Annotated in this window: 20 protein-coding genes; 19 read left to right on the forward strand and 1 reads right to left on the reverse strand. The window is 42.4% G+C overall.

Going from position 1 to position 20,209, the window contains the following annotated elements:
• Positions 1–241 precede the first annotated feature (241 nt).
• The 15 genes from rpsU to recO all read left to right on the forward strand — a co-directional run bounded on the left by rpsU (position 242) and on the right by recO (position 12,969).
• Entirely contained in the window at positions 242–415 is a 174-nt protein-coding gene (gene rpsU, locus FZC79_RS09945) for a 30S ribosomal protein S21 (protein ID WP_039238310.1), read from the forward strand.
• A gap of 14 nt (positions 416–429) precedes the next feature.
• On the forward strand, positions 430–876 hold the full coding sequence (locus FZC79_RS09950) for a GatB/YqeY domain-containing protein (RefSeq protein WP_148937717.1): 447 nt from the start codon (positions 430–432) through the stop codon (positions 874–876).
• 385 nt (positions 877–1,261) lie between these two features.
• Positions 1,262–2,554, forward strand: coding sequence for an NfeD family protein (locus FZC79_RS09955; RefSeq protein WP_148946801.1), 1,293 nt, complete (start codon positions 1,262–1,264; stop codon positions 2,552–2,554).
• A gap of 38 nt (positions 2,555–2,592) precedes the next feature.
• Positions 2,593–3,594, forward strand: a complete 1,002-nt coding sequence (gene floA / locus FZC79_RS09960) for a flotillin-like protein FloA (protein ID WP_148946651.1) — start codon at positions 2,593–2,595, stop codon at positions 3,592–3,594.
• A 30-nt stretch (positions 3,595–3,624) separates the two neighbouring features.
• Complete coding sequence (locus tag FZC79_RS09965; RefSeq protein WP_148946652.1) at positions 3,625–4,068, forward strand: hypothetical protein; 444 nt, start codon at positions 3,625–3,627, stop codon at positions 4,066–4,068.
• Between the two features lie 68 nt (positions 4,069–4,136).
• Positions 4,137–4,421 (forward strand): sporulation protein YqfC, encoded by a 285-nt coding sequence (gene yqfC, locus FZC79_RS09970; RefSeq protein WP_148946653.1) that lies wholly within the window; start codon positions 4,137–4,139, stop codon positions 4,419–4,421.
• Positions 4,422–4,440: 19 nt separating this feature from the next.
• Positions 4,441–5,634, forward strand: coding sequence for a sporulation protein YqfD (gene yqfD, locus FZC79_RS09975; RefSeq protein ID WP_148946654.1), 1,194 nt, complete (start codon positions 4,441–4,443; stop codon positions 5,632–5,634).
• Between the two features lie 3 nt (positions 5,635–5,637).
• Positions 5,638–6,600, forward strand: coding sequence for a PhoH family protein (locus tag FZC79_RS09980; protein WP_148946655.1), 963 nt, complete (start codon positions 5,638–5,640; stop codon positions 6,598–6,600).
• Between the two features lie 175 nt (positions 6,601–6,775).
• Positions 6,776–8,962: an HD family phosphohydrolase gene (locus FZC79_RS09985; protein ID WP_148946656.1), complete on the forward strand. Its 2,187-nt coding sequence runs from the start codon at positions 6,776–6,778 to the stop codon at positions 8,960–8,962.
• Complete coding sequence (gene ybeY / locus FZC79_RS09990) at positions 8,952–9,422, forward strand: rRNA maturation RNase YbeY (RefSeq protein ID WP_148946657.1); 471 nt, start codon at positions 8,952–8,954, stop codon at positions 9,420–9,422. The genes FZC79_RS09985 and ybeY overlap by 11 nt, the downstream gene beginning before the upstream one ends.
• Entirely contained in the window at positions 9,400–9,792 is a 393-nt protein-coding gene (locus tag FZC79_RS09995) for a diacylglycerol kinase family protein (RefSeq protein WP_148946658.1), read from the forward strand. Before ybeY ends, FZC79_RS09995 begins: the two co-directional genes overlap by 23 nt.
• Positions 9,793–10,529: 737 nt before the next feature.
• Positions 10,530–10,928, forward strand: coding sequence for a cytidine deaminase (locus FZC79_RS10000; protein ID WP_148946659.1), 399 nt, complete (start codon positions 10,530–10,532; stop codon positions 10,926–10,928).
• Positions 10,921–11,835 (forward strand): GTPase Era, encoded by a 915-nt coding sequence (gene era, locus FZC79_RS10005; RefSeq protein WP_148946660.1) that lies wholly within the window; start codon positions 10,921–10,923, stop codon positions 11,833–11,835. Before FZC79_RS10000 ends, era begins: the two co-directional genes overlap by 8 nt.
• Before the next feature lie 113 nt (positions 11,836–11,948).
• The gene (locus FZC79_RS10010; RefSeq protein WP_148937707.1) at positions 11,949–12,092 is read left to right on the forward strand and encodes a YqzL family protein; all 144 of its coding nucleotides are present in this window, start codon (positions 11,949–11,951) and stop codon (positions 12,090–12,092) included.
• 124 nt (positions 12,093–12,216) lie between these two features.
• Positions 12,217–12,969, forward strand: a complete 753-nt coding sequence (gene recO, locus FZC79_RS10015; protein ID WP_148946661.1) for a DNA repair protein RecO — start codon at positions 12,217–12,219, stop codon at positions 12,967–12,969.
• Between the two features lie 1,032 nt (positions 12,970–14,001).
• Here the strand turns inward: recO and FZC79_RS10020 are convergent.
• Positions 14,002–15,375: a glycine--tRNA ligase gene (locus FZC79_RS10020; protein ID WP_148946662.1), complete on the reverse strand. Its 1,374-nt coding sequence runs from the start codon at positions 15,373–15,375 to the stop codon at positions 14,002–14,004.
• A gap of 674 nt (positions 15,376–16,049) precedes the next feature.
• On the opposite strand from FZC79_RS10020, the gene FZC79_RS10025 reads away from it, so the two are divergent.
• The 4 genes from FZC79_RS10025 (at position 16,050) to dnaG (ending at position 20,169) form a co-directional block, all read left to right on the forward strand.
• Positions 16,050–16,676: a helix-turn-helix transcriptional regulator gene (locus tag FZC79_RS10025; protein ID WP_286365365.1), complete on the forward strand. Its 627-nt coding sequence runs from the start codon at positions 16,050–16,052 to the stop codon at positions 16,674–16,676.
• A 23-nt stretch (positions 16,677–16,699) separates the two neighbouring features.
• Complete coding sequence (locus FZC79_RS10030; protein WP_148946802.1) at positions 16,700–17,509, forward strand: pyruvate, water dikinase regulatory protein; 810 nt, start codon at positions 16,700–16,702, stop codon at positions 17,507–17,509.
• 330 nt (positions 17,510–17,839) lie between these two features.
• On the forward strand, positions 17,840–18,313 hold the full coding sequence (locus FZC79_RS10035) for a YaiI/YqxD family protein (RefSeq protein WP_148946664.1): 474 nt from the start codon (positions 17,840–17,842) through the stop codon (positions 18,311–18,313).
• A gap of 50 nt (positions 18,314–18,363) precedes the next feature.
• Positions 18,364–20,169 (forward strand): DNA primase, encoded by a 1,806-nt coding sequence (gene dnaG / locus FZC79_RS10040; RefSeq protein WP_148946665.1) that lies wholly within the window; start codon positions 18,364–18,366, stop codon positions 20,167–20,169.
• Positions 20,170–20,209: the final 40 nt, after the last annotated feature.

The raw sequence follows: 20,209 nt of genomic DNA on the forward strand, positions 1-20,209 counted from the left end.
ACATGTCTATTTATACAAGCAATTCGTCAGAAATTGTTGACCTTCTGAAGGGCTTATATTATAATTGCAAAGTGAATGGATTTAAATATCCATACAGAAAGATTACTTTCTGTAAAAGTCTGCACTTAACAGCAGAAAAGTGAAGGGCAGCCAGGTTTGTCGGATGTCCGCAGCGGCTTTGCGATTGCCAAGGTCTTTACTTTACATGTAAGTGCAGTGTTTCGGAGGGAGGGAAAGAGAGATGTCAAAAACAGTTGTTCGTAAAAACGAATCGCTTGAAGATGCTCTTCGTCGCTTCAAACGTACAGTTTCTAAAACAGGAACTTTGCAAGAGTACAGAAAGCGCGAATTCTATGAAAAGCCAAGCGTAAAGCGTAAGAAGAAATCTGAAGCAGCCAGAAAACGTAAGTTCTAAGAGAGGGTGTAGATATGAGTCTTCTCGATCGTTTAAATAATGATATGAAACAAGCTATGAGGAATAAAGAGAAAGAAAAACTCTCAGTGATCCGTATGTTGAAAGCAGCATTGCAAAATGAGGCGATTAAGCATGGAAAACAGGAGCTTTCTCAAGATGAAGAGTTGACTGTCCTTTCTCGAGAAGTCAAGCAACGCAAAGACTCCCTCCAGGAATTTCAAAACGCAGGCCGTGAGGATCTCGTTGAGAAAATTCAATCGGAACTGACTTACGTCGAAATATATATGCCTGAACAGCTGTCTGAAGATGAAGTATCGTCCATCATTAAGCAAGCCATCGATGAAACGAATGCAACGTCCAAGGCAGATATGGGTAAGGTGATGGGGGCTATCATGCCTAAAGTTAAAGGGAAAGCTGATGGAGCTCTCGTCAATAAACTTGTTCAAAATCATTTATCGTAAACATGAAAATGAGAAGCGGTCTTCCGCTTCTCATTTTTTTTGGAGTTAGACTTTGGGGACAGGGGTAATGAAGATTTGAAATTACTCTCTTATGCGTTGACGGCTAAGTAGTAAAAATCTTTTAGAATTTGCGAACCTGCCTCATGTCTTTCAAGTGCATCCCCTTTTTAAAAGGGTTGTATATCCTGCTTGAAATACATAAGTATATAAATAAAGAATGAAGAAGAGTTACTTAATAACGGCTGGCTGATTTTTTTTGCAAAAAATGAAACCTTTTTTTATCTCAATCGTACATAATATAGGATAAGTAATTATAATTTTTTCTTGATAGGCCGAAAGGGGTGAAATCTTGAAATTATTAAGAAAAATCTATATAGGCGGTTTGATGCTGCTTCTCGCTGTTTCCTTGATAGGTTCGATGCCTTTCAATACTGAAGCTCAAGGGGAAGGTGAAATTGTTTTTGTCATCCCGATTGAAAAAGAAGTGGAGAAAGGTTTGCATGCATTCTTGAGCAGGGGAATAGCTGATGCCCGGGAGGCGGGTGCCGATACGATTGTTTTCCAGATTGATACACCTGGAGGATTGGTCGATGCGGCAGGAAATATCGCAAAGCTTCTTGATAGTACTGAAATAAAGACGGTCGCTTTCGTCGATAATCGAGCCTTGTCAGCAGGAGCATTCATTGCTCTTCATGCTGATGAAATATACATGGTGCCCAATGGAACAATGGGGGCAGCTGCCGTCATTGACCAAGCCGGTAATTCTGCTGATGAAAAAGCTCAAAGCTATTGGCTTGCAGCCATGAGAAGTGCCGCTGAAACCAGCGGACGGGATCCGAAATATGCTCTCGCGATGGCTGATAAAAATGTCGACCTTCCTGAAGTTGGTGCAGCAAAAGGTGAACTGCTTACTCTTGATGCAAGAACAGCAGAGTCTGTAGAGTATTCCGAGGGAACCGTAAGTAACATGGATGAACTGCTGAAGGAAATAGGGCTTGAAGACGCAGAAGTTATTAGTGTCGAAGAAACGTTTGCAGAGAAATTGGCAAGGTTCATAACCAATCCGGTTGTGGTGCCGATCCTTCTTTCACTGGCCAGCCTCGGGCTGGTAATCGAACTCTATTCGCCCGGTTTTGGTGTGGCGGGTTCCATAGGTTTGGCGTCATTGCTGCTCTTCTTTTATGGACATTTGGTCGCCGGCCTGGCAGGATATGAAACGCTGATCCTATTCCTCATTGGAGCCGGATTGATAGTCGCTGAATTTTTCCTTCCCGGAGGCATTGCCGGGATACTGGGTATAGGTGCCATTATAGGAAGTATCCTGATGGCGGGAGGCGATGTTGTTGCTATGGGTACATCCCTTTTGATAGCAATGGCTGTCGCAATCATAGCAATGGTGGTGTTTGTAAAGGTGTTTGGTAAAAAGATGAAGCTTTTCAATAAGATAATCTTGAAGGATTCCACCAGCACAGAGGGTGGATATGTCTCTAATGTCAACCGCCTGGAACTGATCGGGGCAACAGGGGTAACGAAGACAGCTCTGCGCCCTTCAGGAACAATCGTAATCGAAGATGAAAGAATCGACGCTGTTTCAGAAGGCGGATTTATCGGTCTGAACAAGCCGGTAAGAGTCGTTAAAGTAGAAGGCTCGAGAACGGTAGTAAGAGAAATCGAATAATTCAAACATAACTGGTACAATTTGAAGGAGGAAAAGTAATGGTTCTAGATGCAAGTACAATATTAATTTTAGTAGCCGTCGTAGCCGGACTCATAATATTGGGTGTCCTGTTTACGTTCGTGCCGGTGATGCTGTGGATTTCAGCAATCGCTGCCGGAGTCAGAATTAGCATTTTCACATTAGTAGGGATGAGATTAAGAAGGGTTATTCCAAGCCGTATCATTAACCCTTTGATCAAAGCGCATAAAGCCGGGCTTACGGTAACCATAAACCAGCTGGAGAGCCATTATCTTGCAGGCGGTAATGTAGACCGGGTTGTGAATGCCTTGATTGCTGCTCATCGTGCGAACATTGAGTTAACATTCGAAAGAGCAGCTGCAATCGACCTTGCCGGCCGTGACGTACTTGAAGCGGTTCAGATGAGTGTTAATCCAAAAGTAATCGAGACACCATTCATTGCCGGTGTGGCGATGGACGGAATTGAAGTAAAAGCAAAAGCGCGTATTACAGTAAGAGCCAATATCGACCGCCTTGTCGGTGGTGCGGGTGAAGATACGATTGTTGCTCGTGTAGGGGAAGGGATTGTTTCAACAATTGGTTCTTCAACTAATCATAAAAAAGTCCTTGAGAACCCTGACATGATCTCTCAAACGGTCCTTACCAAGGGCCTTGATGCTGGAACTGCCTTTGAAATTCTATCGATCGATATTGCGGACGTGGATATCGGGAAAAATATCGGTGCCGAGCTGCAGACAGAGCAGGCGGAAGCTGATAAGAATATTGCCCAGGCCAAAGCAGAAGAGCGCAGAGCCATGGCGGTAGCGAATGAGCAGGAAATGATTGCGAAAGTCCAGGAAATGAGAGCAAAGGTAGTAGAAGCAGAAGCGGAAGTACCTCTTGCAATGGCAGAAGCTCTGAGATCTGGAAATATTGGTGTCATGGATTATATGAATTATAAGAATATCGATGCTGATACAGAAATGAGAGGTTCCATCGGCAAATTGACTGGTGATAAGAATGAAGAGGGCCAAGATGAATAGATCTTCTCTTCTGAGAAAGGGGATCTTTTTATGGAAAATCTGATATTTCTTGTTATAGCCGGGCTGGTCAGTATGCTTTTCAACAGGGTGAAACGGGACCCTTCCGACCAGGACCCGCGGTCTCCCCGGCCTCAGCGTCCTGAATCTGATGCCGGCCCCGTATGGGAAGAAGCCGCGAATGATCTCGAGACTGTCCTTGATAAAGGAGTCGAAACGATTCAAACACAAGGAAAGAACAAGTTCCTCGAGAAGCAGGAAGAGGCCAGGAAACGCATTTCAGACTTGAAGTCTCAAGAGCAAGTCTATAATCAGCGTGCCGAAAGTGTGCAAGTAAAAATACGTAAATCTTCCCCGAGAAAGAAGGCTGCCAGAGTAAATCTCAGAAACCTGGGAAGCGATGATCTTGTTAAAGGGATCGTTTTATCAGAAGTGCTGGGGCCTCCAAGGGCCAAAAAACGAAACTGGCGGGGCTGAAAATAAAATAACAGTGATGAAACCCCCTTTTATCTCATAAATATGAGATGAAAGGGGGTTCTTTTTGTATGGCGAAAAAATGGTTTCAAAAGGCGCGCCATTGGATGACCAAAACAATGGACCTTCCGGAAGATGTCATGATGGACCTTCCCCGCATCACCATGATTGGACAGATTCATATTTATATCGAAAACCACAGAGGGCTTTTGACCTTCACAGATGATGAAGTACGCCTGCTCCTTAAACAGGGACAGCTCCTGATAAAAGGCCAGTCTTTTGTTATAAAGATGATTCTCCCAGAGGAAATTCTGTTGGAAGGAAAAATCATGGAAGTCGTTTATCTCGAACAGTAACGGAACAGGAGGGTTTGACTTGAAGAACCAGTGGATTACGTTTTTTACAGGCAAAGTGCTTGTTAAGGTTGAAGGACAAGGCATTGAAAGATTTATTAACGAAATGACACGATCAAAAATAGCGGTTTGGCAAGTGAAGAGAATGGGCGAACAAACCTTCACCTTTTACCTATCCCTCAATGATCTACATAACTTTAGGCGTGCAGTCAGGAAGTTTGGCTGCCGTGTCACTTTTCTAAGAGGACAAGGGTCTCCTTTTCTGTGGAAAAGAGCATTGAAAAACAGTGGTTTCCTACTGGGCGGGATTTCATTTTTTGTCATGATCCTCCTTTTATCGAACATGGTCTGGGGCATAAGCATAAAAGGGGCAAGCCCTCAAACACAATATGAAATTGAAAAGCAGCTTCAAGAGATGGGGATCAAAAAGGGAAAGTTCCAATTTTCCATCCCTGATGTGGAGAGTATACAGCGTGAGCTTTCCAACCGCATGAACAACATTACATGGGTTGGTGTGGAGTTAAAAGGGACAACTTACCACTTTCAGGTGGTGGAAAAAAATGAGCCGGAAACTGCAGAAGAGATCGGCGCCAGAAATTTAGTGGCAGAACAGAAAGCGGTCATCAAGGAAGTTTTTGTAGAAGAAGGCATGCCTATGGTCGAAGTAAATGACCATGTACAGAAAGGCCAGCTGCTGGTTTCTGGTCTAATCGGAAAAGAGGACCAGGAAAAGAAAGAAGCCGTCTCCGCGAAAGGTGTCATTCGCGGAGAAGTGTGGTATATAACCAAAGTGGAATTGCCCCTGGAAACGGATTTCGAAGTTTTCAGCGGAGATGAAAAAGTAAAGCATTATATTTCCTTCGGTAAATTCCGGTTACCTATTTGGGGTTGGGGAAAGATAGACTATAAAAAGAGTATTGATGAACAAGATGAACACAAATTGAAGTTCCTTAAATGGGAGCTGCCACTTACCTATACTGAGAAAACCGTAAGAGAAAAGGAAGACGTTACGAGAAAATATTCGAGAAAAGAGGCCGTTATAACGGCAAAGGAATTGGCGCGGAATAATTTGAAAGCAGAACTTCCCGAAGACGCGGAAGTCACCGGTGAAAAAATTTTACATGAACAGATTGAAAATGGTAAAGTAAGGTTAAACGTACACTTTAAAGTAATAGAAGACATAGCTGTCGGACAACCAATTATTCAAGGAGACTGAGTAATGCCAGATGAATTGAAAACCACAAACATTCAACTTGATAATCCAAATGAAGCGATTGCTCTATTCGGCGTTTCGGATTCACATTTAAAATCAATGGAAAGTGAATTATCAATTTCCATAGTGACCAGGGGAGAGTCTGTTTATATCTCAGGGGAAGAGCAAGCTGTCTCGATGGCACAGGAAATCCTGAACAAGCTTCTTGTTGTCATCCGCAAAGGAATCAATATCAGCCAGCGAGATGTCACATATGCACTGCAGATGGCAAAGCAGGGGACACTGGAGTATTTCGAAGACTTATACAATGAAGAGATAACGAAAAATGCAAAAGGCAAACCGATACGTGTAAAAACACTGGGGCAGCGCCAATACATCCATGCCATTCGTAATAATGATCTTGTTTTTGGAATCGGTCCTGCAGGGACCGGAAAAACCTATTTAGCAGTCGTAATGGCCGTACATGCTTTAAAGAATGGCATGGTCAAAAGAATTATCCTTACAAGGCCGGCAGTCGAAGCAGGGGAAAGTCTCGGCTTTCTACCCGGCGACCTGAAAGAAAAGGTAGATCCTTATTTACGGCCGCTGTATGATGCCCTGAACGATGTCCTCGGTGCAGACCATACCCAGCGGCTGATTGAACGGGGAACGATTGAGATTGCTCCCCTGGCGTACATGAGGGGAAGAACACTGGATGATGCCTTTGTCATTCTGGACGAAGCGCAGAATACGACCCAGGCGCAGATGAAGATGTTTCTGACCAGGCTTGGGTTTGAGTCAAAAATGATCATCAATGGTGACCGGTCTCAAGTCGACTTGCCCAAGGGAGCGCAATCCGGCCTGGTGGCAGCGGAAAAAATTCTTAAAGAAATCAAAGGGCTCTCATTTGTTTATCTCGAGCAGACAGATGTTGTCCGCCATCCGCTGGTAGGAAAAATCATTAATGCCTATGAAAAAAATTCTATGTAAACACTGCTGTCTGCGGGGATTTCCTGCAGACAGTTTTTTTATAATGAGCAGCTGGGAAAGAAATACAGAAGCGAAAATAGAGGGTGCAATCCTCTACAAAAACTGTTATCATTTTACATAATTAATAGAAAAATTCACCTCTATACATAACTTGAAACCAGCCGGGAGGATTCTGATGAAGTTTCAGCCTTATATCAATAAGATTCGTTCGATATTGAGCTATAAAGTTTTTACACTTCTTATATTTGTCTTACTGGGTTTATTGCTTTACGGAGTTCTATATGGAAATGTCAAACCCGAGAAGTACGATGTTAACGTTTTTGAAATTGCCGATGTGACAATCAGATCTCCTAAATTGATCAAGGATGAAGAGCTGACACAGAAGAAAAGGGAAGAGGCGGCTGACGAAGTGCCCAATCAGTATACCCGCCAGCAGGATGTGGTGGAGAACCGGGTAGCCCTCATAGATTCGATTTTCGGGATCATTAAAGATGTGGGTAAGGAAACGGCCGCTTCACAGGCTGAGGAGCCGGCTGACGCCGCTGAAGAGACAGAGGCTGAACCTGCGGTCGAGGAAAAACTCGCTGATCTCAAAGTCCAGCTGACCAAGAACGCTAATGTAAGGGAAAATATTACCCAAAGCATTCCGGACAGCATTTTTCTCACTCTGCTGCAGCTTAGTGATGATGAACTGCAGCGTGTCAAAACGACGGTTGTTTCCCAAATTAAGACAACCATGAGTGACAAGATCTTTGAAGAAGATTTATATGCAGTCAATGAAAGAATGGATACAAGGATAAGGGCGCTTAATCTTCCTCCTGCCATGATTGAGGCGGCTGTATTCTTGAGCAGGTTTGCGGTTATCCCAACCGAGGTATTCAACCAGGAACTGACTCAGCAGAAGCAGCAGCAGGCGATGGAAGAAGTAGCACCTGAAGAAATCATCGAAGGGGAAGTCATTGTACAGCAAGGGAAGATGGTCACCCATGAGGATTACAGGCAGCTGGAGCTCCTGGGACTGCTTTCATCGGAAACTCCAATTAAGCCGTTTATCGGACTTGGGATTTTTGTTGTCCTGGCCATTGGAGCTATTTATTATCACTTCCATAATTGGGATCTCCCTGAAGAAAGAAAACAGAACAGGCTTATCCTTCTCAGCCTTGTTTTCGTCATCAGCCTCATCTTGATGAAAATCATTGCTTTGATGAAGGAGCTCGATTTGGACAGGGTTGGATTCCTGTTCCCGGCTGCACTGGCGGGGATGCTGATCAGAATCATGCTTAATGAAAGAATTGCCATGCTGATGGTCATGATCCTTGCAGCATGTGGAAGCATTGTATTTCATTACGAGATTTCAGGAGCAATCGATATAGAAATGGCCATCTACATCATGTTCAGCGGACTTGCGGGGGTTTTGTTTCTGTCAAGCCGGAAAAACCGCACGAATATTTTGCAGGCGGGGTTATTTGTATCACTTGTAAACGTCATGATTATCTTATTCCTTCTCTTTTTGCGCGGTGTCACTTACACCAGCCTGGAATACACTTATTTTGTGGTGTACGGGTTCGTTTCGGGAATCGGTTCTGCCGTGCTGGCAATAGGGTTCCTGCCATTTTTTGAAGCAGGCTTCGGGATCCTATCCGCAATGAGGCTGGTGGAGTTATCGAATCCGAATCACCCACTCCTGAAAAAGCTGCTTACTGAGGCGCCGGGAACTTATCATCATAGTGTAATGGTAGCCAACCTGGCTGAAACAGCCTGTGAAGCCATAGGGGCAAATGGCTTGCTTGCGAGGGTGGGATGCTATTATCATGATGTAGGCAAGACGGTCAGGCCCCACTATTTCATTGAGAATCAAATGAACACCGGCAATCCGCATGATCAGCTTCCTCCTGAAAGGAGCAGGGATATCATCATCCATCATGCGGCCGACGGAGCAGAGATGCTGCGGAAGTATAAGCTTCCTAAAGAATTCATAGATATAGCCGAGCAGCATCATGGAACGACTCTTCTAAAATTCTTTTACTACAAAGCTTTAAAAGAAAATGAAGATTTGGATGAGGACTCTTATAGATATCCGGGACCAAAGCCGCAGACAAAGGAAACAGCTGTCATCAGCATAGCGGACAGTGTGGAAGCTGCTGTGAGGTCGATGAAGGGCCCAACCAACGATGAAATTAAAAAACTTGTAGACAGCATTGTGAAGGACAGGCTTCAAGACGGCCAATTCAATGAATGTGATATAACTCTTAAGGAATTGGATATAGTAAAGAAAACATTGTGTGAAACGCTGAATGGAATTTTCCACTCAAGGATTGAATATCCGGAAGCAAACAGAAAGGAGCTTGCGCATGAATCTTGAAATAGATTTTCTTGATGAAACCGATCAATTAGTTGAATCAGACAGAGAACTTGTACAGAGTCTGCTGAATTATGCAGCCGGTCAGGAAAGTGTCGAGCCGGCAAGTGAATTGACGTTATCCTTCGTGACGAACGAGCGGATAAAAGAGATTAATAAAGAATATCGTGATAAGGACCAGGCAACTGACGTAATATCATTCGCCATGGAAGAGCTTGGGGAAGATGAGACGAAGATTATCGGAGATGGGATACCGCGTATCTTGGGAGATATCATCATCTCTGTGGAAAAAGCAAAAGAACAGGCAGAAGAATACGGCCATTCTTTTTCAAGGGAATTGGGCTTCCTTGCACTTCATGGCTTTCTCCATCTGCTTGGGTATGACCATATGAATGAGGAAGATGAAAAAAGGATGTTTGGAAGGCAAAAGGAAATCCTTGATGGATACGGACTTCAAAGATAAACCTTCAAGGAGAAGGAAATTCCTGCGCTCCTTTAAATTCGCTTTCAAGGGCATCAAGCTTGTTTTTGCAGAAGAGCTGAATTTTCGCGTGCATTTTACGGTCTCCATTGCAGTAGTGGCTGCAGGATTCGTGCTTTCAATTTCCTTGCCGGAATGGATTGCCATTATCCTCTTGATTACGGGGATGTTTGCCTTGGAAATGCTCAATACGGCTATTGAGCGGACCGTAGACCTGGTGACGAAGGAATACCATCCGCTGGCTGGGCAGGCCAAGGACATAGCCGCAGGAGCTGTTCTGTGCTACGCCCTGGGAGCCGTTGTGGTCGGTATCATGATATTCCTGCCAAAGCTGTGGGAAATCGTAAAATGAGATGAAAGATTGCAGAGGGTGACTCTGCAATCTTTTTTTGTGAAGCCGGAAAACGATATCAAGGTGTTACATTTAGAATCCGATTACTGCTTTTCAGTGTTAATGTGTGACCAGCTTAAAGTAAATTGTTTTCTCAGCGATGTCATAATACTATTTAGCAATAATATTCACTGAGGCACTCTTCAAGCGGCCGTCCAGGTCCAATAGCGGCTGCTCATGACCGGTCTCTCTTCACGCTTTAAATATGTCTTAGCAAATGGCCATCCTTCCATTTTGAAGTTACCCAGCTTTCATACTGCCTGTCCATTTGACCAGTTCGCTTCTTCTAGTATTTTCAGACACGGGATTAGGACTGAAGATTTTAAACACAATGAATACATTTTTTTAGGTAATTTTAGCGTTGAAGAGGGCAATCCAGTGAGATTGGATATCCAATTTTAAGGTATAATTAAGCAGCACGGAATATTCTCTCTCGTTGGTATGTTTGACAACACCTGGACGAAAGATCAACTATTCCTAGTAACACTGAGATATTTTGCGATATAAAGGTTCTATAACCGATTTCTTTGAAGGAAATTTGAATTCTAAGTGATAGTTGGATAAAATGGGTTAACACACATGGTAAGGGTGTCCATTTGTGAGAATTATCTAACTATTTTATAACAATACAGTAACAGCCCATTTTTTTTTACGTAAGATGTAGTAAAATAGAAAGTGGGTACCAAAGGAGATCAAATATGAAAAATGAACAATTAATCGCAGAAGCTAAAATAGCAAGAGATAGAGCTTATGTTCCGTACTCCAAGTTTGGAGTGGGTGCCGCACTTCTGACAGAAGATGGTAAAGTGTACCATGGCTGCAATATTGAAAATGCCGCATACAGCATGTGTAACTGTGCGGAGAGGACAGCGCTGTTCAAAGCTTATTCTGAAGGTGACAAGAAGTATACGAAAATGGCAGTGATTGCCGATACCAACCGCCCGGTACCGCCCTGCGGAGCATGCAGACAAGTGATATCAGAACTTTGTCCCCCTGACATGGTAGTGGTTTTAAGTAATTTAAAAGGGGATATACAGGAGTTAACAGTAGCAGAAATATTGCCAGGAGCATTTTCACCGGAGGATTTAAATGAGTAATAATGATCAACAAGTATACAAGTCAGGTTTTATATCCATCATCGGCAGACCAAATGTAGGGAAATCAACTTTTCTTAACCGGGTAATCGGACAGAAGATTGCCATCATGAGTGATAAGCCTCAAACAACACGCAATAAAGTCCAGGGAGTTTATACGACAAATGATTCGCAGATGATATTCATCGATACACCCGGCATTCATAAGCCAAAGCATAAGCTTGGGGATTTCATGATGAAGATCGCCCAGAATACTCTGCGTGAAGTGGATATTGTATTGTTCATGATTAATGCGGAAGAAGGGTATGGCCGCGGCGATGAATTCATTATCGAGAAACTGAAAGGTGTGAAAACACCCGTATTTCTTGTTCTGAACAAAATCGACCAGCTTCATCCGGACGACATCCTGCCGCTTATAGAACAATACAATGCTCTGCATGATTTCGCAGCCGTTGTCCCGATTTCCGCTCTTGAGGGGAATAACGTCGAGACCTTGGTTTCGGTAATCCGCAAAGAACTGCCGGAAGGTCCTCAATACTATCCTGCAGACCAGGTAACAGACCATCCTGAAAGGTTCATCGTCTCAGAATTAATCCGTGAAAAGGCTCTTCATCTAACACGGGAAGAGATTCCTCATTCACTTGCTGTCGTCATTGAAAAGATATCCACCAGAGACAATGGGAATGTCATTGATGTTATGGCCACAATTGTTGTGGAAAGAGATTCACAAAAAGGAATCATTATTGGAAAACAGGGTGGAATGTTAAAAGAAATCGGAAAACGGGCAAGAGTTGATATCGAAAACCTTCTTGGTTCAAAGGTCTATCTGGAACTTTGGGTGAAAGTTCAGAAAGACTGGCGCAATAAGTTGTCCAACCTTCGTGATTTTGGTTTCAATGATGATTATTAAAAAGTAAAATACTGTTAAATTAACAATATTTACGTCTCATGTTTTTCCTTCTGAAGGTCAATCTAATAACACAAGGCAAGTGGCTAGTTTAAAACATGAAAGGCGGGGTTTTTATGTTGGACTTTACCTGGAAAGTATTTTCGCAAACAGGTAGCATAGACACATATTTACTTTTCAAAGAACTTGAGTCAACGGATGACGAAGGAGTTCTGGAATTTGATGAAGAACTAGCGGAGTTGGATCATCCCATCTCTTAAGCCGTAATCTTCTGGCTGTCAACAAAGAGCAGCCAGTATGTTGTGTGTCCTATATTTAGAAGATATATGGATTGATCACCTGGGCTATCCCCCGATCCATCTAAATCACTCGGGAGGTGCCTGAATGCTGCAAAAATGTGAAGGCATTGTCATTAGAACGAATAACTATGGTGAATCCAATAAAATAGTAACGATCTATTCTAGAGAGAATGGGAAATTGGGGGTAATGGCCAGAGGTGCCAAAAAAACTAACAGCCGGTTATCTTCCGTTTCCCAACTTTTTACATATGGGTACTTTTTGTTCCAAAAGAGCAGCGGGCTGGGAACTCTTCAGCAGGCTGAGACCATTACCTCCATGCGCCATATCAGGGAGGATTTGTTCAAAACCGCCTATGCCACTTATGTAGTCGAACTTATTGATAAAGGTACAGAAGAGCGGAAGCCGAATCCTTATTTGTTTGAAATGCTATTTCAGACCCTTACTTATATAAATGAAGAATATGATCCGGACATCGTCACTCATATCTTTGAAATGAAAATGCTCCCTGTTTTAGGGTTGTATCCTTCTTTGGATAAGTGTGCAGTATGCGGAGAAACAGAAGGTGAGTTTTCTTTTTCGTTTAAAGAAAACGGAATCATATGCCATAGGTGTCTGGGAACTGATCCCCATCATTATAAGGTTTCGCCCCAAACCATCAAGCTGCTTAGACTGTTTTATCACTTTGACATGAATCGGTTGGGGAAGATTTCGTTGAAGGATTCTACTAAAGAGGAATTGAAAAAGATTATTCGCACCTATTATGACGAGAACTCTGGGCTCTTTCTAAAGTCAAGAAAATTTCTTGATCAGATGGACAGAATGAAGGATCTCATGTGACTAAGCTGACGGCAAACGCTGTCAGCTTTTTTATTTTTAGGGTTTTATTTTATAAGTATGCGAGGCTGCAACTGAGAGCTAAGGAACAAGATTTTTGCAGATCCTTGAGCGTATAGCATCATAATCAGGAACTCAGGATATGGTGTTCCTCTCAACGAGAGCGAGGTACATTAAAAGCGGAAAACTCAACTGTGATGTACCTCGGGCCAAGAACGAGGTACATTAAAAGCAGGAAACTCAACTGTGATGTACCTCGCCCTGAGAGCAAGGTACATTAAAAGCAGAAAACACAAAGATGATGTACCCCGCCCCGAGAGCGAGGTACATTAAAAGCAGGAAAATCAAAGATTATGTACCTCGGCCGGAGAGCGAGGTACATTAAAAGCAGGAAAATCTAAGATTATGTATCCCGCCCTGAGAGCGAGGTACATTAAAAGCAGAAAACACATAGATGATGTACCTCGCCCCCTAGAGCGAGGTACATTAAAAGCAAAAAACTTAAAGATGATGTATCTCGCCCCGAGAGCGAGGTACATTAAAAGTGGAAAACTTAAAGATGATGTACCTCGGCCGGAGAGCGAGGTACATTAAAAGTGGAAAAATCAAAGATAATGTACCTCGGCCGGAGAGCGAGGTACATTAAAAGCAGAAAACACAAAGATGATGTACCTCGCCCCGAGAGCGAGGTACATTAAAAGCAGAAAACTCAAAGATGATGTACCTCGGCCGGAGAGCGAGGTACATTAAAAGCAGGAAACTCAAAGATGATGTACCTCGGCCGGAGAACGAGGTACATTAAAAGCAGGAAACTCAAAGATGATGTACCCCGCCCGGAGAGCGAGGTACATTAAAAGCAGGAAAATCAAAGATGATGAACCCCCCCGCCGAGAGCGCGGCACACCAAAACAAGAAAACCCTGATTATAGCGTGACCAGCATTGCTCAAGCAGCAAGATGCATAGAAGTTTTTGACAAACAAAAAAAGCGAGCCGGCACGGTCTATCCAGACCATCCCGGCTCGCTTTTTTTCTATTTAAAATTTAACCTTTTCCTGCAGAAAGCCTTTAACTTCACTGATCGGCATACGTACTTGATCCATAGAGTCGCGGTCGCGAACTGTTACTTGTCCGTCCTCAACAGAGTCAAAGTCAAAAGTGATGCAGAACGGAGTACCGATTTCATCTTGTCTTCTGTAGCGTTTACCGATAGATGCGGTTTCATCGAAATCGATCATTAAGTCTTTAGATAACTCTTCATATACCTTAAAAGCATCATCAGAAAGCTTCTTAGAAAGAGGAAGAACTGCTGCTTTGAATGGAGCAAGAGCAGGGTGGAAACGAAGAACCGTTCTTGTTTCCTTTTCTAGTTCTTCTTCCTCAAATGCATCACATAGATAAGCAAGCGTAACACGATCAGCCCCCAGTGATGGCTCAATGCAATATGGTACAAATTTTTCATTGGTTTGAGGATCCATGTAGTGGAAATCCTCATTTGAATGTTCCATATGGCGCTTAAGGTCAAAATCCGTACGGTCCGAAATTCCCCATAGTTCTCCCCAGCCAAATGGGAATTTATATTCAATATCCGTTGTCGCGTTACTGTAATGAGATAACTCATCATCATCATGGTCACGCAGTCTCATATTGTCTTCTTTCATGCCTAATGCGAGGAGCCAGTTTTTGCAGAATTCTCTCCAATAAGAGTGCCATTCAAGATCCTCGCCTGGTTTGCAGAAGAACTCTAATTCCATTTGTTCAAATTCACGCGTACGGAAGGTGAAGTTACCCGGTGTGATTTCATTTCGGAAGCTTTTTCCGATCTGCCCGATGCCGAATGGAACTTTTTTACGCATGGAACGCTGAACATTCTTGAAGTTGACGAAAATTCCCTGAGCTGTCTCAGGACGCAGGAAAATTTCATTTGTGGATGATTCCGTTACTCCCTGATGAGTTTTGAACATAAGGTTAAATTGGCGGATATCTGTAAAATCACGGCTGCCGCAGTCAGGGCAGGCAATTTCATATTCATCGATGATTTCTGCCATTCTTTCAAATGGAAGGCCGTCAACAATCATTTCAACCCCTTTTTCTTCAAGAGCATTTTCAATGATTTTGTCTGCACGATGGCGTGTTTTACAATTTTTACAGTCGATCATAGGATCATTGAAGTTTCCAACATGCCCTGAAGCTACCCAAGTTTGCGGGTTCATGAGAATGGAAGCATCCAGTCCGACATTATACGGAGATTCCTGAATGAATTTTTTCCACCATGCTTTTTTGATATTATTTTTCAGTTCGACACCAAGGGGACCGTAATCCCATGTGTTTGCAAGCCCTCCGTATATTTCAGAGCCTGGGAATACAAATCCTCTGTGTTTTGCTAAATTTACGATTTCTTCCATTGCCATTTGAAAAACAACTCCTTTAATTTTCAGCTCTAATTCAGGGATGTTGCTTTCTATAAGGGAAACAACAATCCGCCAAATAAGGCCGGGTTAAAAAATGAAATAAAAAAAGCACGTCTCCAGGCACTAATGCCTAGGGACGAGCTTTGGCCCGCGGTTCCACCCTAGTTGATATACGTAAGGTATATCCACTTTCGTTTGAAAATGCTCAAGACTGCCGTTTCCTTGTATACCGGGCTTACACCGTCCCCGGATCGCTTTTGCACAAGTACTTATAGTTCCGTCATTGCAAAATTAAGTATTAATTTAGGTTCCAAGTAAATAACCTTGGAAAGATGGAATAATTTTATCACTTTCTATAAGAATATACAACAGTTCATTAATAATACAAAATAATTGCAGTGTGGGGGTGAAAAAGCTACCCTATGGGAAGGAGTGCACATAAAAAAGTACTGCCAATATAGGATATGCTATAATGGATACTTTCATAAAGGCAGGGATGAAAATAATTATCCTGATCAATTTCTTTGACTGGTTCTTAGAAGAAGTCAATATTAATTTTCATGCAAACTAGGTTTATAAAAAGTCTTTCTTTTCTTTTTTTCTTAATAGTATATAATATTTAGTATAAAGTATAACACTTATTTTATACATTTGTCCGATAGGTGGTGAGCAAGATGGAACTAAATAAGCGGCAGGAGCATATTCTGCAGATTGTAAAGGATAATGGCCCGATAACCGGAGAACAGATTGCTGAGAGGCTGAATCTAACACGTGCAACTCTTCGGCCGGACTTGGCGATATTAACTATGGCAGGCTATCTGGATGCGAGACCTCGTGTGGGGTATTTTTACTCAGGCAAGACAGGCACACAGCTCTTAACAGAAAACCTTAAAAAAATATTAGTTAGAAATTATCAATCCATTCCAGTAGTTGTGAATGAGAATGTTTCAGTATATGATGCAATCGTGACTATGTTTCTAGAAGATGTCGGAACTTTGTTTGTTATAGATGAAAACACGCATTTGGTTGGAGTCTTATCCCGGAAGGATCTGTTGCGGGCGAGTATCGGCAAGCAGGAACTGACCTCGATTCCGGTGAATATCATCATGACGAGAATGCCGAATATCACCACATGTGGAAAGGAAGATCTGCTGATCGATGTAGCCAAAAGTCTTATCGATAAACAGATTGATGCAGTACCGGTAGTAAGTTTAACGGAGAATGGGGATTTGGAAGTGACTGGAAGGATTACGAAAACGAATATTACCAAGGCGTTTGTTGCTTTGGCTGAAGATATCTAAGTAAAAATACCAGGGTGGTGAGTATTTTGAAAGAACCTTATATTTATGTAGTTTCGGATTCAGTAGGAGAAACGGCGGAACTTGTTACCAAAGCTGCCATCAGTCAGTTTGACGGCTCCAACACAGTAATCAAGCGTTTTCCATATGTAGAAGATACTTCTCATCTTGATGAAGTTCTTTCCTTAGCCAAGTTGAATAATGGTTTGATTGTTTACACTTTGGTAAAGCCGGATATGAGAAGATATCTTAAGGAAGAAGCTGAAAGGGAGCAGTTATATGCTTTCGATATCATGGGTCCTTTAATGGATACTTATCAGCAAAAATATGATAAAGTTCCATCAAATGAACCGGGTGTTGTCCGAAAACTCGATGCTGATTATTTTAAAAAGGTCGAAGCAATTGAGTTTGCAGTGAAATATGACGATGGAAGAGATCCCAGAGGACTTTTGAGGGCTGATATTGTTTTGATTGGTGTATCAAGAACCTCCAAGACTCCTTTATCTCAATACCTGGCTCTTAAAAGGCTGAAGGTTGCGAACGTACCATTGGTGCCAGAAGTTGACCCGCCTGAAGAACTGTTTAAAGTGCATCCTTCTAAGTGCTTCGGGTTGAAAGCTGCACCAGAAAAACTGAACAGCATAAGAAGGGAAAGGTTAAAATCACTTGGACTGAACGACCAGGCCAGTTATGCAAACCTCGATAGAATCCAGCAGGAGATTGAGTACTTCGAAAAAATCGTAGACAAAATTGGCTGCCATGTTGTGGATGTCTCCAATAAAGCGGTTGAAGAAACAGCTAATATCATCATCAATGAAATTCAGAAATCGAACTAAGGATGCCATCAGGATGTCATCCTTTTTCTTTTTGTTCAGGATTTACTTTCTACAGGAAAAAATAAAGTGAACGATTGAGTAATATGGAGCCCGAAGAAAAAATATATTGTATACGGGGTTTTTAGTAGTCAAAAGCATGAAGATATACTATAATAAAAAATTGTGATAAAAATATATTCAAAAATAGGTTTAGACTCATGTATAAACGAATAAACTAATTATTGGGTTATGTCAAGTTACTGAAGAAGAAAAAAATCGACAAAATGTTTTCTTTATGAGGAGCGGCATGAAAGTTGTCAGATGAAGAAGGATATTTTGAGGTGATGTAGAATAGGTAATAGTAGCAAAAAGGAAGCTGCTGTTTATGTAGATGCAGACGCATGTCCTGTAAAAGAAGAAATTACAGGCATATGTGAAGACCGGGAAGTAAAAGTCATCTTCATCGCATCCAATGCGCACAGGAAGACCACTCCCGACAAAGGGGTGTGGGTCTATGTGGATTCCTCAAAAGAGGCAGCAGATCTTTATATCATGAATCAAATAAAAAGCGGGGATGTACTCGTCACCCAGGATATCGGTCTGGCGAGCATTGTATTGCCGAAAGGCGTTTATGCGATTTCTCCGAGGGGAAAAGAGTTTAGAGAAGAAACCATCTCAACGGCTTTGGATTTCCGGTATCTGTCCGCTAAAGAAAGGCGGAAAGGGAAGTATGGAAAAGGTCCCAAACCGTTTACATCTGAAGATAGAGAAAGGTTTGTCTCTGTGTTCAAGAAAATTTTGTCGAATTTTGCAGGAGATCAATGAGATTGATCGAATGCATTATTTAAGTAAAATAATAATCAGGTGATGTGTTTGTGACAGGGAGAATTCCTGAAGAAAAAATTAATGAGATTCGTCAGTCAGTTGATATAGTGGACGTTATAAGTGATTATGTGCAGCTGAAGAAACAGGGAAGAAATTACTTCGGCCTTTGCCCGTTTCATGGAGAAAGCACACCATCTTTTTCTGTTTCCCCTGATAAACAGATTTTTCACTGCTTTGGCTGCGGAGCTGGCGGTAATGCCTATACTTTCCTTATGGACATAGACGGTATTTCATTTCAAGAATCCGTAGTGAAGCTTGCAGGTAAGACAGGTCATGAGCTGACAGTTGATATCAGCCCTGCTGAAACGACAGCCAGTAAAGCTGAAGAAAAGATGATTGAAGCACATGAACTATTAAGTAAATTCTATCATCATTTACTCGTAAATACAAAAGAGGGCCAGGATGCCCTGGAATACCTTTTGGAGAGGGGATTCACCCGTGAAAGCATCGATAAATTCCAAATCGGCTGGAGCCTTCCAAGCTGGGAATTCACCGTCAATTTCCTTACCAAAAGGGGATTTACACCGGACTTGATGGCGGACGCGGGGCTTCTGGTCAAAAAAGAATCAGAAGAACAGTATTTTGACCGGTTCAGGGGAAGGATTATGTTTCCCATCCATGATCAGAGAGGCAAAACAATTGCTTTTTCCGGCAGGGCGATGGGCGGCGAGGAACCTAAGTACCTTAACAGTCCTGAAACGGTCATATTCAACAAAAGTTCTGTACTCTATAATTTTCACAATGCACGGCCTGTCATAAGAAGGAAAAGCCAGGCCATTTTGTTCGAAGGCTTCGCAGACGTAATTTCCGCTGACAGGGCAGGTGTGGAAAACGGTATTGCTTCAATGGGGACTTCATTGACTGCAAAGCATCTGCAAATGCTGAAGAGGGTAACAGACTCCATCGTGATCTGTTATGACGGTGACAAAGCTGGATTGGAAGCAGCTTTTCGCGCTGCCAAAATGCTCAATGAAGAACAATTCAATCTAAGGATAGCAATGATTCCTGAAAAGCTTGATCCCGATGACTACATCAAAAAGTACAATGCGGAGAAATTCCAAAATGATGTAATAGGGGCAAGCTTGACCTTCATGGCATTCAAACTTGTTTACTTCCGTCAAGGAAAAAAATTGAATGATGAAGGAGATAGGCTTCAGTATATAGAAGAAGTATTAAAGGAAATCAGTTCACTTCAGAATCATATTGAACGGGATTATTATCTAAGGCAGCTGGCAGATGAGTTTTCCTTATCTCTGCAGGCGCTGCAGCAGCAGCAAAAACAGGTTTATTTCGCTGACAGGAAATCAGACAAAAGGGAACAAAGAAAGCCTGATTATGTTCAGCCTTTGCAGCCTAAAGCGGAAACCAAGCTGTTCCCGGCATATCACACTGCTGAAAGGCGGCTGATTGCCCATATGATGAAAAATCCTGATATCTGCTTTAAAGTCCAGGACCTCTTGGGAGGCAGCTCATTCAACCTTGATGAGCATCAAGCAATCATCACCTATTTATTCGGTTATTATGAAGAGGGAAATGAGGCTGATTCCAGTGGATTCATACAGTTCCTGCCGGACAGCAGGCTCAGGAGGGTCGTATCTGAAATCGGAATGATGTCCATTTCGGACGAATGCAGTGAACAGGAATTAATTGATTATGTTAATCAGGTGTTAAAACATCAAAAGATGTTGACAATAAAAGAAAAACAAACAGCGCAAAAAGAAGCTGAAAGACAAAAAGATTATAACAAAGCTGCCATGATTGCAATGGAAATCGTGAGGCTTAGAAAATCGTTATAAAGCGGGATCAAATGTAAGGAAGTTGGAAGGAGGGGAACAA

This window comes from Rossellomorea vietnamensis (assembly GCF_008180615.1).
Classification (GTDB): Bacteria; Bacillota; Bacilli; order Bacillales; family Bacillaceae_B; genus Rossellomorea; species Rossellomorea vietnamensis_D.

Excerpts from the sequence above, each read along its gene's own strand:
- FZC79_RS10025 (WP_286365365.1), top strand. The coding sequence starts at position 16,050 with ATGGAACTAAATAAGCGGCAGGAGCATATTCTGCAGATTGTAAAGGAT.
- recO (WP_148946661.1), top strand. The coding sequence starts at position 12,217 with ATGCTGCAAAAATGTGAAGGCATTGTCATTAGAACGAATAACTATGGT.
- FZC79_RS09950 (WP_148937717.1), top strand. The coding sequence starts at position 430 with ATGAGTCTTCTCGATCGTTTAAATAATGATATGAAACAAGCTATGAGG.
- yqfC (WP_148946653.1), top strand. The coding sequence starts at position 4,137 with ATGGCGAAAAAATGGTTTCAAAAGGCGCGCCATTGGATGACCAAAACA.
- era (WP_148946660.1), top strand. The coding sequence starts at position 10,921 with ATGAGTAATAATGATCAACAAGTATACAAGTCAGGTTTTATATCCATC.
- FZC79_RS09955 (WP_148946801.1), top strand. The coding sequence starts at position 1,262 with ATGCTGCTTCTCGCTGTTTCCTTGATAGGTTCGATGCCTTTCAATACT.
- FZC79_RS09995 (WP_148946658.1), top strand. The coding sequence starts at position 9,400 with ATGGATACGGACTTCAAAGATAAACCTTCAAGGAGAAGGAAATTCCTG.
- rpsU (WP_039238310.1), top strand. The coding sequence starts at position 242 with ATGTCAAAAACAGTTGTTCGTAAAAACGAATCGCTTGAAGATGCTCTT.
- FZC79_RS09965 (WP_148946652.1), top strand. The coding sequence starts at position 3,625 with ATGGAAAATCTGATATTTCTTGTTATAGCCGGGCTGGTCAGTATGCTT.
- FZC79_RS09985 (WP_148946656.1), top strand. The coding sequence starts at position 6,776 with ATGAAGTTTCAGCCTTATATCAATAAGATTCGTTCGATATTGAGCTAT.
- floA (WP_148946651.1), top strand. The coding sequence starts at position 2,593 with ATGGTTCTAGATGCAAGTACAATATTAATTTTAGTAGCCGTCGTAGCC.
- FZC79_RS10020 (WP_148946662.1), bottom strand. The coding sequence starts at position 15,375 with ATGGCAATGGAAGAAATCGTAAATTTAGCAAAACACAGAGGATTTGTA.
- FZC79_RS09980 (WP_148946655.1), top strand. The coding sequence starts at position 5,638 with ATGCCAGATGAATTGAAAACCACAAACATTCAACTTGATAATCCAAAT.
- ybeY (WP_148946657.1), top strand. The coding sequence starts at position 8,952 with ATGAATCTTGAAATAGATTTTCTTGATGAAACCGATCAATTAGTTGAA.
- FZC79_RS10000 (WP_148946659.1), top strand. The coding sequence starts at position 10,530 with ATGAAAAATGAACAATTAATCGCAGAAGCTAAAATAGCAAGAGATAGA.
- FZC79_RS10010 (WP_148937707.1), top strand. The coding sequence starts at position 11,949 with ATGTTGGACTTTACCTGGAAAGTATTTTCGCAAACAGGTAGCATAGAC.